Genomic DNA, 13,579 nt, shown 5'->3' with positions numbered 1-13,579 from the left:
ACCCTCTAAGATCTTTATTAGCTTTTATGAATCCAGGACCATTGGCACTGCTCCTTCTATTCGCCTCTGCTTACGCATGCGTGCCTTTCTTCGCAAATGTTTCAGCGCACAACAACCTCCTTGCACCTGTGCTTCTCGATTCTGAGTGCACGAACCGCTCAGAGCCGGATTTCGAAAATCCCATCGCGTGCGCAGAGCTCGAACCCCTCACTGTGTATCCGTCAGTTGACGGCAGAATCCCCTCAGAGCGGCCCGCCCGACTCCTTTGGCGCCATGCGTCCGAACCCACCATCCAGGTGAAAAGAGTGGTGGACTCCAACGGCTGCGAGAACATATACAGAAAGGAATTCCTCTTCCAGAACCTTTCCGTGGACCTGCGCGCGGAATTCATGAACGACACTTTCGTTAACGAGCAGGTGGACGGCAACCCATTGCCTCTTCCAATCCCGCAGTCCGCGCTTTCCTACACCGACGGAAGCAACATCACCCTGACGCTGAACGGGACGTTCTATTTCCAGTACGCATTCTACAACCTCACGAGCCACTGGTCGTGCCCCGCGCCGGGGTTCTGCGGGTGCACCCAGCAAAGATCCTCCGGTTATTTCAACATCACGCGCAACGTGAGCGGAAACCTCTCCTACGAGGTGGAGGGCGGTTCTGTGCTCCACTTCCTTTACAAGCCCGTGCTTGGCGAGCAATGGGCCGGCAATTCAGTTTTCGAGGATGCGGTTTTCTCCAAAAGGAAATTCTGCAACTACACGCTCGCGCTCAACAACGGCACAATCGAATCCGCGGCGCTTTACACCTTCAACATAACGAACGATTCGCTGGACGTTTGGCGCATCGTCTCAACAGCCGGCAATTCATCCCCTGGCTGGGTGGAAATGCGCGAACGCTCCACTCCCACGCCGATTGAATTCTATCCGGAAGCATTTTCCCTGATAAATGTTTTCACTAAAGAGTATTCGGCCCAGGGGAGGCACAACATCACCATAAGCTTTCAGGACCATTTCGGCTCCCAGTTCTCGCAGCGTTTCGAGCTCGTGAGCCGCCATCTCACAATGGACGGCTCGCTAGGGGAAGACGGCTCGTCCAACATATCCGACCGCGACCTTTACCGGCCCTCCGCAAAAGCAGAGGACAGCACGTTCACCCCGTTACTTGCAGGGCTCAGCCTGGTGGGGCTTGCGCTGTTCCTGATAATATTTCTCAAAAGATGAAATCAGCAACCCGGGCATTCCAGCGGGTGCATGTCCTCATTCAGGAGCGGATTCTCGTTGATGTCCGTTCCGTATACGTTCCCCTGGTTGTCCGCCCAATAATATTTGGAGCCGCTGTCCACTATATAGTGCGTCCCTGTCCCTCCATCGTACACGTCCTCTATCCCGAGAATGTGGTTGTCCCACTTCCTGTTCAATTCATCCATGCTCCTGCTCCGCGCCTCGAAAGTTGAGGATATGATGGCTGAAATGTCGCTTTGGCTCTGGCTCAGTATTCCAGCGCGCTTGAGCACTTCCTGCTGTTCCCGCGCGGCCCACTGCGGGTTGACTTCGAAGGAGCGCTCCATCTCGAGCACGTTCAGCTCGGTCTCGTCCATCAAATCCGCAGGGCTGCTGTACGCTGCGACCGAGGCGTACCACACCCCTGTCCCTGACATCTCCACCAAAGTAGTTTTTACTAAGAACACTCCTTTCAAATCAGTTCCTGCGTAATCGAAGGAAGCCTCTGCCGCGGATTGCCTTGTTATCGGAGCCGCGACTGCGCCCGCAAGCTCCGGCCTTTCCTCTATCTCCAGGTTCGCAGTTTGAACGTTCAACGTTTTCACCAATTCCGCAGCGAACTCGCTCGCGTTCATGTAGTGCTGGACCACCATGGACTTCGTGTATCCGCCTGAAGGGTCGTAGAGCGAGCCTTCGCCGAAGCCCGCGTAGCTCAGCAGGGAATTGGGCGTCGCATAAATATATCCGAACGGGCTCTGGTAGAAGAACGCCTGCTCCTGCGGCGAGCTTGCTCCAAAAGAAACACCCGCATCGATGTACGGCCTTATTATCCCGGAACCGTTCGCAACGGTCCAGTTTGCAGGCACTGCGAGGCTGAACGCTCCTTCAGCCGGGTCGGTGAATGTGTAAAACCTCTGCGCCTCATACTCCTTGTAGCTAGTTGGAGCTATATTAGGAATCAAGGAATTGTTCGCGCTCATGTTCCAGAATGCAGAACCGTTCAGCCCAGGGACTAGGTTGGAATAGTTTGCCAAAAACGGGTTCTGCACATTTCCCTGGTCAACGCAGCCTGCAAAAGCGAGCAACGCGCCAATGGCCAGAACTGCATGCAGAGAGGTTTTCATAATTCCGCTACTCCCCGCTCTTTTATAATATTTTGTCCGCTGCTGCAATGAAAATAAAAATTCGCTAGGGGGGAGATTTGAACTCCCGGACGCTTTCGCGCAACAGGTTTTCACGGCTGTTCGGAACCCGAAACGGAAACTGAACAGCGTAGCAACCTGCCGCCCTACCGGACTAGGCGACCCCAGCACACAGGGGGTTGTACCAGCTCATAATGGAACCCCCCTATTCGTCGATCCCCCCAATGCTTTGTACAAGCCTGGAGAAATCGCGGAGGATTCACCAATAGGCGAATCCAACCCCAGCACCCCAAAAGAAAATGGTAGCACTCCTCAGCCGATTTATCTATAATCTGCCTCTCACCTTTTTTAAACGTTCTCAAAAGCCCAGCAAACGTTATATAAACCTTGGACGCAAATTTTTCATACTGTGAACCGTTCCCCGTATTGGGGAGCAAATGGGTGAGACCTACATGAAGGAAATAACCATACGGGCCGAAAACAAGGTCGGAGCTCTCGCGGACGTTGCGGAGCTTTTGGGCGGGCTTGGGGTGAACATAGAAGCCATTTCCGCATACAGCGCCGAAGACGCGGCGATTTTCAGGATTCTCACCAACGATTCAACCACTGCGATGAAGCACCTTTCAAAACTTCCCGGGCTCAGGCTTTCCGAGGCGGACATAATAGTTGTGGACATGCAGAACCGGCCCGGCGAGCTCGGAAAGATAACCCGCAAGCTTTCAAACAAAGGGGTGAATCTGGAGAGCGTTTACATCGTGGGCAAATTGTCGGACATAACGCACGTTGCGATAAAGCCGGCCCAGGAAAGCTTCCAGAAGGCGAAGGACGCGCTCGGTCTCAAATCCTGATTCCATGGGAAAAAAATTCTCGCTGCACAAGCCGGAAAAGGATTCGCACAAGGGCCAGAACGGCAAGCTCCTGATAATCGGAGGAAGCGCGGCCTATTCAGGCTCAGCGATTTTCTCCATCCTGGCCGCAAGGAGGTTCGTGGACCTGCTCTACTTCCATCCGGGGGACGATTGCCCGTTCCTCCTCCAGGCAGTGAAAGCAATACCCGAAGCGATAGCGGTCTACGATTTGGAGAAAATAGCTGAAGTTGATTGCGTGCTCTTCGGCGGAGGGATGGGGAATTCCGAATTTAACGCAGGTTTGCTGAGAGCAGCGAAAAAAGTGGTGCTCGACGCAGAGGGCTTCAACTACATGCCTGTGCGCGACCTGGATTCCAGATTCATAATAACTCCGCACAAGCTGGAATTCGAGCGCTACTTCGGAGCCGAAGCGAGCGAAAAGAACGTGGCTGCGATGGCTAAAAAATACAAATGCACCATCCTGCGGAAAGGGACCCCGGACGTGGTGAGCGACGAACATATGACGCGCACCAACAGCGTGCACAACCAAGGCATGACCAAAGGGGGCACAGGGGACGTGCTCGCAGGCCTGGTCGCGGCGCTGTACTGCAAAAACCCAGCATTCGAATCGGCGCTCGCAGGCGCATGCATAAACGGCATTGCAGGCAATCTGCTCCTCAAGGATTTCGGATTCAATTTCTGCGCCTCCGACCTTGCGCAAACGCTCCCCGAGGCGTACAGGAAATTCGAGAAGGGAAAGTATTTTTAAGCCCCGGAGCGACATAATTCCATGGCCTACTTCTTGAGCGATTACACTTTCGCAGCCCGCTATCCGTTCACTTCATCTGCCAAGGAGCTCATGAAGGCGCGGAGCGTGGAAGTCAGCGAAGAGATGGCCGAGCTGGGCTTCGAGCGCCTGAAATCCGCGCTCGGCGGGGAGATAAAGAGGAAAGTGTTCATCCACGAGGAAGACGCGATAGAGGAGATAATTTCCTACGCAGCCGCGCGCATGATTCTCTCGCACATGCGCAACCGCTTCCTTTCCAGCAGGTACGCGGTCGCAGAAGCGAAGAAGACGTTCGCCTATTTGGGTTCAGAGAGCGAGGAGAACGTGGAGCTCCTGGCCAAGGACCTGGGCATGGATGCAATATCATCAGAATCCGGCAAATTCACAGTGGACGTCGCGGATTTCCTGATGTACGCCCCTAAAGACGTCCACTACAAATTGGTCTCCAGGGAGCTGAGCGCAGGCCGCGTTCCCATAACCTCGCACGAGCGCCTCAGGCTCATGGAAGAGGCAGTAAAAAAATACTCGGAGCGCATACCCGAGACGCAGAGCGTGCCTCCTGCGATAAAGAGATTCGCAGAGAAGCTCTACGCGCTGCTTCCGAAAATAGAGCCCCAGAAGATATCCTTCAAGGAAGGGGACAACCCGCCGTGTGTGGAAGCCATACTGGAAATGCTCAGGAAGCACGAGAACGTGGGGCATTCCGGAAGGTGGCTTCTCGCGGTCTACTTAATAAACGCAGGAGTTTCCACCGGGGACATGCTCAAGATATTCTCCAACGCGCCGGATTACGACGAGAAAGTGAGCACGTACCAGATAGAGCACGCGCGGAAGAAAGGATACCGCATGCCGAGCTGTTCTTCTGTATCCGCCTACGGCTATTGCGTCGCGGCCTGCAACATAAAGAACCCGATGAACTGGGCGAGGCGGAAATCCCGCATGCCGAAGCCCCAGCCGAATGCAAGCCCGGAGCCGGCCAAGCCAGCCGCGACTCCAGCCCAGGAAAAAGGTGAGCGCGATGCCTGACCCGGAAACAGTTTTCGTGCTTCGCCTCTTCTCCAATTACTATTCGAAAGCTGAAATCCAGGTCCCAGGGCTGGAAAAAAGGGAGTTCGGCTTCGGCACAGAGAAAAAAATAGATTCCAGGCACATGGCCTTCAACAGCCCTGCCGAGTTCCGCTCCTTCCTGGTGAACAACACCCCGCTCTACGTTTCGCACAGCGTCGCGTACTACTCAATGCCCAAGGCCACGCCCATGGAGAGGAAGGGCTGGTTGGGTTCAGACCTGGTTTTCGATTTGGACATGGAGGCGAAGGGCCGGTACATCTCCCCTGCGGAAATCGCGAGCGTGCGCTCGGACGCGGTGCGCCTCATAGAGGAATTCATAATCCCGGATTTCGGAGTGGACAAGAGCGAGATTTCAGCGAATTTCTCCGGGAACAGGGGCTTCCACATCCACGTTTACGACAAGCGCTTCTCGAAGCTGAAAGGGGACGAGCGCAAGGAGATAATAGATTACATAAAAGGCGCCGGGCTGGACTACGAGTCCTTTTTTTCCAGGCAGGAAGCCGGCAGCCAGGGAGGCAGGACAGTGTACCGCGAATCAGGCCCTGCCCCGAGCGGCTCAGGCTATTCCGGCAGGTTCGCCAAGCGCGTCCTCGCAGCCCTGGAAGGCGAACCAGAGCGCCTGAGCAGGATTTTCAGGAGCGAGCAGAAGAGAGATGCGTTCGCGGAAGGAATCCGGAACGGCAACTGGAGCCTGAGGAAAATCACCCCTGGCGTGGACAGGAAACTGCGCGAGATGGCCCAGGAGCTCGCGCTCCGCACGGTGAACATAGACAGCGGGGTGACGCTGGACCACACCAAGCTCATACGCGTCGCGGACAGCATACACGGGGGCACAGGATTGCGCGCCAAGAAAGTCCCTCTTTCAGAACTCGGCTCGTTCGAGCCCATGCACAGCGCTCTCGCGCTTTCTTCCAAGCCAATGAAAATCATTGCTCTCGAGGAAATACCAGCGCTTGAAATGGGCAGCACGACCCACGGGCCTTTCGCGAAGGGCCAAACAGCGGAGGTTCCGGAATACTTTGCAGTCTACCTTAAAATGAAGGGAAGCGCGAAGCTGCTCCTGGGGAAGCAGTAAAAACTGGATAGAAAAAGGCGGAAAAAAAGCAGCTACTTCTTGGGCTTCTCCTCCTGCTTGGGCGCCGGCTCGTTGAACTGGAGGTTGGGCATCCTTATGGGCGGAGCGACGTTGAGCAGGGTGGAAACAACAGTCGCGTTGGTGGTCCCGAAATAGTTCACTGTATTCACCACTTTCTGCATGTAATCAGTGGGAAGCCTCTTGTTCTTCATTTCCTGCTCCACTTTCTTCACGGTCTCCTTGTCCTCTTTCGAAGCCAGCTCGCCTTTGAGCTTTATGTACGCCCCGCCGTCCTTGTATTTCGCGTTGTACAGGAAAACTATGCGGACCTCGTCCTTTTCCACCTTCACGTCCTCTATGTTGAACATGACCTCAAATCCTCCGCTCGGCGTGCCGGCCCCCCTCTTCGCGTCAACTTCGGTAATTTTCAGGCTGGTTATCATTTTTTCACCTTTTTATCCGATATTCGCTCAATTTATTTCACCTGATTTTTCTTTTAATGGATGAAAAAGAATTTAATTAGAACGGAAACGGGATGATGAGCGCCACTTCCCGTATGGTCCTGTACATTATCTTGTTGTACCATTGGTTCCTGGTGTTTATCACGCTGAGCAGGTCCTTGAACGCCTCCTTCTCACCCGGGCCCATCTTGCTGTCCGTAATCTTCTTGTGCTCCTTTCCGTCCACCACAGTGAGCTCCTCCTGCTTGCCTATCTGCTTCTTGGCCTGCTCGAACCACGGCGGGAGCGAGCTCGGCTTCTTCCTGAGCGCCTTTATGAAATCCGACGAATTTATCACTCTCTGCTTGACCTCCTTCTCCGCAGTCTGCTGGGCCTCCTCCGGGGTCTTGCCCGCGGCTATGTACGCTTGCTTCTTCTTCTCTATCGCGAGGAAAGCCTCCTTCCAGGGTATGGTAGCCGCTTCTTCCACCAGCGCCTTCAAGTCAGCAGACGCATACCCTATTGTCGCAATCGCAATCCTGTAGTACGGTATGAACCTCGCCAGCGGCCTCTTTTTCGCGTGCATCTGCACAATCGCCTTCCTCGAAGTGAAGTCCGGCTCTGGTATGTATATCGCCTTTCCGAACCTCCCGCTCCTCCTGAGCGCAGGGTCCACGTCCCAGGGCGCGTTGGTCGCCGCGATGACCAGCACGTTCTGGTTCGCCGCTTCTATTCCGTCCATCTCGTAAAGCAGCTGGTTCACGGCCATCTTCATATACTGGGTCCCTTCCTGCTGGTCCCTCCTTCCCCCGAGCGCGTCCACTTCGTCGAAGAAGAGCACGCACGGCGAATTTTTCCTCGCGAGCTCGAAAACCTTATGGATGTTCTTTTCAGTGTTGCCCACGTACATGTCCAGCAGGTCGGAAAGCTTGGCGTTTATGAAGTTCGCGGTGCACTCCCCTGCGGCTGCCTTCACTATGTACGTTTTCCCGCATCCCGGGGGCCCGTACATCATTATCCCGCCTCCTGCGAGCTTTCCGTACTTCCTCGCAAGTTCCGGATTAATCATCGGGTAAACAATGGCCTCCTTTATCTCCTCCTTCATCTTGTGCATACCTGCTACGTCGTTGAAGTTCATCTTCGGCTTCTGGAGCATCTTTATGTCCGAGCCCGCGGTTCCGCCGGACTCCCCTCCTGCCTGCTGTTTTTTCGCCTTCACGGCCTCAAGATGCGCCTTCGCCTCGCTGAGCTCAGGGTTCAAATCTATTGCCTTCTCGTAATCCTTTACGGAGTTGTCCAGGTCCCCGCCGTACTCGTACGCGAGCCCCCTGAGGTGCCAGGCCTCGGCGAAATCAGCCTTGAGCTCAATCACTTTTCCGAAATCCGCGACCGCCTTGTCGTACTCCTCGAGGGATGCGTAGCACAGCCCCCTGTTGTAGAATGCCTTGAGGTAATTCGCGTTCAGGCTTATCGCCTTGTCGTAATCCTTTATCGCGCTCTGGAAATCCTGCTTCTTATAGTACGCGTCGCCCCGATTATTGTATATGATAGGGTTGTTCGGGTCCAGTTCTGCGCTCTTCGTGTAGTCTGAAACCGAGCGGTCGTAGTTCTTGAGCTGGTAGTAGCTGAGCGCCCTGTTGAAATAAGCCTCGGAAAATATCGGGTTGAGCAAAATGGACGTGTTGTAGTTCTCTATCGCCTTTTCGTAATCCCCCCTTTCGTAGTAATCGTTGCCCAGCTGGTAGTACATCCTGGCGTCAACTGGGTTGGGTTTCCTGGCGTCCATCATAAACTTATAGATTAAAAAGTTAAATTTAAATAATGTCCCACGCCATTCCTAAGCATGCATTACGGGAAAGGCCAGGTTGCGATAGAATATCTGATGAATTATGGGTGGGCCATACTCGTGCTCGCCATAGTCATCGCGGCCATAATGTTCACCGGCGCCTTAAACCCGACCTATTTCATCAACGAGGAGTGCTATCTCGGAACTTCTTTCAGGTGCTTCTCCCAGATGCAGGCCCAGACCAGCGGCGCAAGGCTCGCGTTGAACATCACCAACACCATGAGCTACCCGGTTAGGATAAAGAACGTCACATTCACGCCTTCCGAGGCAGGAGCTGCAGGCACCCCAACTACATGGGAGCCGAACGCGCTCCTCAACAGCAGCGATTCGCTCGTGAACCTGGACATCCAGCTCCAGGGCGCTTTCCCTAAAGGGAACTCCAAGAAGATGGTCGTGCAGGTGAGCTATTACATCTGCGCAGAGGAAGTGAATCCGGCCTGCGACGCGCAGACCGCGTTCCTCAGGACGGTGAGCGGAAGAATAGTGGCCCAGCCCAGCTGAGTTCGCGCTTGATTTTAGGTGTTTGACGGTCTTCAGATGAACGGCAATACCACCACGGTAAGAGTGCATTCCACCAGCCATATCCAGAATAATCCCCCTCCACGCATACAGCGTTCCCGCTTCGGCCTGCTCGTGGAGCGCATAACCCATGCTCTTTTCAGCTCCAGACAATCCCACATAGCCGGGCGCCAGCTTCTGTACTACGCCGGCCAGGGAAATGCCGGCATGGTGCGTTCCCTTCTCGGCATCGGGCGCTCCTTCGCCAAGCCGGCATACATGGAGGCGCGCGACAAATGGAAACAGACCCCGCTCATGCGCGCCTGCGCTTCCAGGCACGATTGCAGCGAAGCGATTGAAGTCCTGCTTGGGCAGGGCGCGGACGTGAACTCAAAAGACAAGAAAGGCAGGACTCCGCTCATGCTGGTGCTCGGAGAGGGAAAAGACCAGTTGGTCCAGGCCATGATAAAACTGGATGCGAACGTGAACGCGCGCGACAAAAACCGCGATACTCCGCTCGTGCATGCAGCCCAGGATGCAGACGCCCGGGTGGTAAAAACCCTTCTCGAAGCCGGTGCGAAGCCTAATGCAAGGAACAAATCCAGGCAGACCGCGCTCATGTGGGCCTCCTTCTTCGGGTGCGAGGAAACCGTGAAAGCACTTCTGGAAAAGAAATGGAAAACCGACCTGGACATTCGGGATTCGGAAGGCCAGACCGCGCTTTTTTGGGCAGTGGAATCAGAAAATCCGGGAATCGTGAAACTGCTTCTCGGGCACCGTGCGAATCCGCGACTGAAAGACAAGAAACGCCGCACCGCGCTGGACATCGCTAAATCCAAATCAGAGCCGAACGAAGAAATAATCCGCCTGCTCGAAGAAAACAGTAAAATCCCCCCAGTGCGCGCTGCCTGAACATGGATTCTGGACGGAAATTCCGCTCACACCCTAATGCGAAAATTCCTTATTGCTGCAAAAGCGCCGGCTTTCTCAAGCTCCGAATCCTCCAGCTTTTCGGAATGCACGAAAATCCTCTTCCTGCTCCTGGCCAATCTTGCAACCATCTCCAAATTCTCTGTTTCCACGTAATAGTCCTGCACGAATTCATCAGTTTCCTTTCCGTCTGTTTTTCCGGCCAGCAGCCTGCTTCCCTCGAATTCCTCCAGCCTCTTTCCGAACGGCAGCTCCACTACGGCCCTCGCGCCGAATGCGAAAAGCTTTCTGAGCAATGCAGGCTCAGGAGCGCTTTCAATCTCCACATTGAACTTGTACATCATATGGTCGTACAAATCGAAATTGGTCATGTTCCCGTTTTTCGCGTTCAAGTCCAGCACATGGATGAGTTTTACGCTCTTGGGAATGCTTCCGAGCAGGTCCATCGGCCTTCCGAGCCGCCTCCTCACCCCCTCTTCCTCGGAGAAAGCGGTCTTGTCCCTTATTATGAGCCTTATTCCAGCTATCATTCTTTCACCTTCAGGGACGAAAGGACCGGCTGCATCAGGAAGGGCATGAGGAACGCGGTCAGGAAGGCCATGGAAGCGATTATGGTGTACTGCTCTGCGTCCAGAACCCCTTTGGTGAGCCCTATCAGCCCGACTATGAGCGCAACTTCGCCCCGCGGGGCCATCCCTATGCCCACTACTGCGCTTTCCCTGGGCCCGAGCTTAATCAGCAGCGAGCCCAAGCCGCATCCGGCCACCTTGCTGATTATCGCAAGCGCGGTAATAATCAATATCGGGACCAGGAAATTCCATATCGCCTGCACATCCACGAGCATTCCGAGCGAGATGAAGAATATGGGGGCAAACACCAGTTCCAGCACTTCTGTTTTTTCCTCTATCCGGGCAAGGTGCCTGCTGCCGTTGAGCAGTATGCCCGCGAGGAAAGCGCCCACTATGCTCGAAAGCCCGATATATTCGGCCAGATAAGAGTATACGAAAGCGAACGAGAGCACCACGAGCAGGCCTTTGTAGTCCATCTCGTTTCTGTCTATGAACTCCCTTACGAAATACGCTCCTGCCAGCACGCCCCCTACGAGAAAGACCGCAGTGTTCATCAATATCGGGACCATCGCCCCGAACTCCGTGCTTCCGGACGAGAGCACTGAAACAAATGAAAGCACGAGCAATCCCAAAATATCGTCTATTATCGCGGCTCCCAGGATGACCTCTGCGAAGCGGGTTTTTATCAGCCCGAAGTCCCTGAGCAGCGCCACAGTGATGCCCACGCTTGTGGCAGTGAATGCCGCGCCCAGGAAGAGCGCGTAAACAGTCCCGCCCCCGAAAAAGACCGCGTACCCGTATCCTGCAATGAACGGAACCACGACTCCCAGGAGGGCGACAAGCGCGTTCTCAAGATTGAATATCCTGCCGAACTTCACGTGGAGCCCGACCCTCAAAAGTATGAATATCGCCCCGAGCTGGCCGAAAATCTGTATTAGTTTCTCATCACTTATGAAGTTCGGCGCTTCCTGGGGAAGGACAGGAACGGCTCCGGAGAGCGCGGGCCAGAGCACCCCCAGGAAGCTCGGGCTTATCAGCACCCCTATGATCAGCAGAAGGACCACCGAGGGCTGCTTGAGATACACAACAGCGACCTCGGCCATCATCGCGAGCAGGAGCAGAAAGCTTATCTCGAAAAAGAGGTGCTTCTCTTCATCGACCTGGCCGAAAATGCTGGAGCGCATGACGGATACGAACAGCAGCGCGAACAGCACGGTTATCGCTATGGGCACTATCGGATAAATGCGCTTCCCTATCTTCCCGGCATGTTCGGCTCCTGCAACCAGGATGCTGTCCGGAGCCCTGTATTCGCTCAATCCAGCACCTTCTCCATGGCTTTCCCAACATCCATCATTTCCTCAGCGCCGCTTTCCATGTCCCTCAAGGTTATTTTTTTCGCCTGCTTCTCCTTCTCGCCAACGACCGCAACGTATTTTATCCCGAGCGAATTCGCATAGTCAAACTGCTTTCCAAGCGCGCGCTCGTTCAAATCCGTTTCCGTCTCCACACCAGCTTTCCTGAACATTTGAGCCACTTCTTCCGCGTACCCGCAGCAGCCCTTCACGGAAGCGACAAAAATCCTGGTGTACGTTTTCCCATTCTTTTCCCCGGCCTTGTCCTTCAACAAGTAGAGCAACCTCTCTATCCCCAGGCTTATCCCTGTGGCGCAATCCCCTTGCCCGTACAATCCCAGCAGGTTGTCGTATCTTCCGCCCCCCCCGACGCTCCCTATGTCGTCGCTTAATTTTACCTCGAATACCGGGCCGGTGTAATATCCGAGCCCGCGCACAAGGAAGAAATCCACTTTCACTTCAAGCCCGGGACAGTTCTCAACTATTTCGCGCAGTTCCTTCGCCCCTTCCGGGCTTATTTCCCCTGCTTTCCCCAGCTTCTCCTCGTTGCTCCCTTCAATTGCAAGCACGCTGAAAAGCCCATCGCAATTCTTTTTCCCAAGAATCCCGCCCAAATCCGCCCTCACCCTCTCAATCCCAATCTTGTCCATCTTGTCCAGGAGCCTGAACACGGTTTCCTTCTCGTCTGCAAAACCCAGCTTGGCGGCCAGCGCGTCCAGTATCTTCCTGTTGTTCAGCAGAAAAAGCGGCTTCTTGAATCCCAGCGCCATGAGCGCGTCGTTCGCCACTTTTATCAATTCGGCTTCCGAGCGCATGCTTTTCGACCCGACTACGTCAACATCCGCCTGCCAGAACTCGCGCATCCTTCCCTTCTGCGGCTCCTCCTTCCTCCACACTTTGGAGATGCAATACCTCTTGAAAGGCTTGGGGAGAGCATTGTTCGCAGCCACGCGCGCTAGCGGAACTGTCAAATCGAACCGCAACCCGGCCTCCTCGCCCTCGAGCTTGAATATCTGCCCTGCAATCTCGTCCCCGCTCTTCGCCTTTAGCGTGCTCATGTACTCTATCGCAGGGGTTTCGAGCGGCCTGTACCCGTAGAGCCTGAACACTTTGGTTATAGTGTCCACTACCATTTCCCTGAGCATCATCTCCTCGGGCAGGTAATCCCGCATCCCCTTGAGCGTAAGCTTTTCTGACATAATTCCAATTCCCGCAGCAGTATTTTTATATCATATCGAACACCAAAGGACAGCCTCGACAGCGCATGCAGCCCTCGGCAATCTCAGATACCTCCCTTCCGAATTTCCTGACAATCATTTCAGTAACTTCGGAAACAATCCCCACAACCTGTTCGACCGAAAATTCCACCGGCGCTCGGGTGATTTCAATGCCAGGAACCATCCTAAAGCTTTCGATGCTTGGTATTCCACCAACAGCCAGGATTGCATTTGCGCCTCTCACCACATCCTCTTTCCCCTCAAACCCCAGAAGGAGGACGCTGCTCACTTTTCCGGGGCCGAACGTTTTGGCGCCTTCTTCTATTGCCATAAGATAACTTTCTGCTGGAATCGTGCCTTTGAAAGGCATATACTTCAATCTTGCCTCCTGGTCGTACATCTCAATGTTGAATTGTGCGGCAGTTGCGCCATCATCTTTCATTCGTGCAATCAATTCTCGGGTATCTTCAGCAGATTTAGGGGGGCAAAGCTCCAAGCATATGGACGATATGCCGGCTGATCGTGCTTCCCTCACATACGGCGCGGTTTCAGCATATCCAAGGAGCCGGCTGCCTGGTTCTCCTGCA

General features: G+C 54.4%; 14 protein-coding genes and 1 tRNA gene. 7 read left to right on the top strand and 8 right to left on the bottom strand.

Annotated features, from left to right (window positions below; translation table 11 throughout):
• The first annotated feature begins 41 nt into the window (after nucleotides 1–41).
• On the top strand, nucleotides 42–1,220 hold the full coding sequence (locus WC488_02225; protein MFA5077219.1) for a hypothetical protein: 1,179 nt from the start codon (nucleotides 42–44) through the stop codon (nucleotides 1,218–1,220).
• 2 nt (nucleotides 1,221–1,222) lie between these two features.
• Here WC488_02225 and WC488_02220 read toward each other — a convergent pair whose 3' ends face one another.
• Together WC488_02220 and WC488_02215 are read right to left on the bottom strand one after the other, a co-directional pair.
• Nucleotides 1,223–2,344, bottom strand: coding sequence for a hypothetical protein (locus tag WC488_02220; GenBank protein ID MFA5077218.1), 1,122 nt, complete (start codon nucleotides 2,342–2,344; stop codon nucleotides 1,223–1,225).
• A 62-nt stretch (nucleotides 2,345–2,406) separates the two neighbouring features.
• A tRNA-Ser gene (locus tag WC488_02215) sits at nucleotides 2,407–2,531 on the bottom strand.
• Nucleotides 2,532–2,799: 268 nt separating this feature from the next.
• Between WC488_02215 and WC488_02210 the strand changes: the two genes are divergently transcribed.
• From WC488_02210 to priS, 4 genes are read left to right on the top strand one after another with little or no spacing between them, the layout of a single operon-like run.
• On the top strand, nucleotides 2,800–3,210 hold the full coding sequence (locus WC488_02210) for an ACT domain-containing protein (protein MFA5077217.1): 411 nt from the start codon (nucleotides 2,800–2,802) through the stop codon (nucleotides 3,208–3,210).
• Between the two features lie 4 nt (nucleotides 3,211–3,214).
• The gene (locus WC488_02205; GenBank protein MFA5077216.1) at nucleotides 3,215–3,979 is read left to right on the top strand and encodes an NAD(P)H-hydrate dehydratase; all 765 of its coding nucleotides are present in this window, start codon (nucleotides 3,215–3,217) and stop codon (nucleotides 3,977–3,979) included.
• A 21-nt stretch (nucleotides 3,980–4,000) separates the two neighbouring features.
• Nucleotides 4,001–5,023 (top strand): hypothetical protein, encoded by a 1,023-nt coding sequence (locus tag WC488_02200; GenBank protein ID MFA5077215.1) that lies wholly within the window; start codon nucleotides 4,001–4,003, stop codon nucleotides 5,021–5,023.
• Complete coding sequence (gene priS, locus WC488_02195; protein ID MFA5077214.1) at nucleotides 5,016–6,140, top strand: DNA primase catalytic subunit PriS; 1,125 nt, start codon at nucleotides 5,016–5,018, stop codon at nucleotides 6,138–6,140. The genes WC488_02200 and priS overlap by 8 nt, the downstream gene beginning before the upstream one ends.
• Nucleotides 6,141–6,172: 32 nt before the next feature.
• On the opposite strand, the gene WC488_02190 is transcribed toward priS, so the two are convergent.
• Together WC488_02190 and WC488_02185 are read right to left on the bottom strand one after the other, a co-directional pair.
• Nucleotides 6,173–6,583: a hypothetical protein gene (locus WC488_02190; protein MFA5077213.1), complete on the bottom strand. Its 411-nt coding sequence runs from the start codon at nucleotides 6,581–6,583 to the stop codon at nucleotides 6,173–6,175.
• A 76-nt stretch (nucleotides 6,584–6,659) separates the two neighbouring features.
• Nucleotides 6,660–8,366: an AAA family ATPase gene (locus tag WC488_02185; GenBank protein ID MFA5077212.1), complete on the bottom strand. Its 1,707-nt coding sequence runs from the start codon at nucleotides 8,364–8,366 to the stop codon at nucleotides 6,660–6,662.
• A 57-nt stretch (nucleotides 8,367–8,423) separates the two neighbouring features.
• Here WC488_02185 and WC488_02180 point away from each other — a divergent pair, with 57 nt between their 5' ends.
• Nucleotides 8,424–8,927 (top strand): hypothetical protein, encoded by a 504-nt coding sequence (locus WC488_02180; protein MFA5077211.1) that lies wholly within the window; start codon nucleotides 8,424–8,426, stop codon nucleotides 8,925–8,927.
• A gap of 36 nt (nucleotides 8,928–8,963) precedes the next feature.
• Nucleotides 8,964–9,836, top strand: coding sequence for an ankyrin repeat domain-containing protein (locus tag WC488_02175; protein MFA5077210.1), 873 nt, complete (start codon nucleotides 8,964–8,966; stop codon nucleotides 9,834–9,836).
• Between the two features lie 26 nt (nucleotides 9,837–9,862).
• Here WC488_02175 and WC488_02170 read toward each other — a convergent pair whose 3' ends face one another.
• From WC488_02170 to WC488_02155, 4 genes are all read right to left on the bottom strand, one after another.
• Nucleotides 9,863–10,384 (bottom strand): hypothetical protein, encoded by a 522-nt coding sequence (locus tag WC488_02170; protein MFA5077209.1) that lies wholly within the window; start codon nucleotides 10,382–10,384, stop codon nucleotides 9,863–9,865.
• Nucleotides 10,381–11,739 (bottom strand): cation:proton antiporter, encoded by a 1,359-nt coding sequence (locus WC488_02165; protein MFA5077208.1) that lies wholly within the window; start codon nucleotides 11,737–11,739, stop codon nucleotides 10,381–10,383. The genes WC488_02170 and WC488_02165 overlap by 4 nt, the downstream gene beginning before the upstream one ends.
• Nucleotides 11,736–12,974, bottom strand: coding sequence for a histidine--tRNA ligase (hisS, locus tag WC488_02160; GenBank protein MFA5077207.1), 1,239 nt, complete (start codon nucleotides 12,972–12,974; stop codon nucleotides 11,736–11,738). Before hisS ends, WC488_02165 begins: the two co-directional genes overlap by 4 nt.
• Before the next feature lie 25 nt (nucleotides 12,975–12,999).
• Nucleotides 13,000–13,579: hypothetical protein (locus tag WC488_02155; protein MFA5077206.1), on the bottom strand; the 580-nt coding region annotated here is incomplete at its 5' end.

The sequence above is a fragment of the Candidatus Micrarchaeia archaeon genome (assembly GCA_041650355.1).
Taxonomy (GTDB): Archaea; Micrarchaeota; Micrarchaeia; order Anstonellales; family Bilamarchaeaceae; genus JAHJBR01.
The sequence above is the reverse complement of the archived record's forward strand: the minus strand, read 5'-3'. Positions and strand labels throughout refer to the sequence as shown.

What these genes read in the sequence shown, in the direction of transcription:
- WC488_02220 (MFA5077218.1), bottom strand. Translation starts at nt 2,344, where the DNA reads ATGAAAACCTCTCTGCATGCAGTTCTGGCCATTGGCGCGTTGCTCGCT.
- WC488_02210 (MFA5077217.1), top strand. Translation starts at nt 2,800, where the DNA reads ATGGGTGAGACCTACATGAAGGAAATAACCATACGGGCCGAAAACAAG.
- WC488_02205 (MFA5077216.1), top strand. Translation starts at nt 3,215, where the DNA reads ATGGGAAAAAAATTCTCGCTGCACAAGCCGGAAAAGGATTCGCACAAG.
- WC488_02200 (MFA5077215.1), top strand. Translation starts at nt 4,001, where the DNA reads ATGGCCTACTTCTTGAGCGATTACACTTTCGCAGCCCGCTATCCGTTC.
- priS (MFA5077214.1), top strand. Translation starts at nt 5,016, where the DNA reads ATGCCTGACCCGGAAACAGTTTTCGTGCTTCGCCTCTTCTCCAATTAC.
- WC488_02190 (MFA5077213.1), bottom strand. Translation starts at nt 6,583, where the DNA reads ATGATAACCAGCCTGAAAATTACCGAAGTTGACGCGAAGAGGGGGGCC.
- WC488_02185 (MFA5077212.1), bottom strand. Translation starts at nt 8,366, where the DNA reads ATGGACGCCAGGAAACCCAACCCAGTTGACGCCAGGATGTACTACCAG.
- WC488_02180 (MFA5077211.1), top strand. Translation starts at nt 8,424, where the DNA reads ATGCATTACGGGAAAGGCCAGGTTGCGATAGAATATCTGATGAATTAT.
- WC488_02175 (MFA5077210.1), top strand. Translation starts at nt 8,964, where the DNA reads ATGAACGGCAATACCACCACGGTAAGAGTGCATTCCACCAGCCATATC.
- WC488_02170 (MFA5077209.1), bottom strand. Translation starts at nt 10,384, where the DNA reads ATGATAGCTGGAATAAGGCTCATAATAAGGGACAAGACCGCTTTCTCC.
- hisS (MFA5077207.1), bottom strand. Translation starts at nt 12,974, where the DNA reads ATGTCAGAAAAGCTTACGCTCAAGGGGATGCGGGATTACCTGCCCGAG.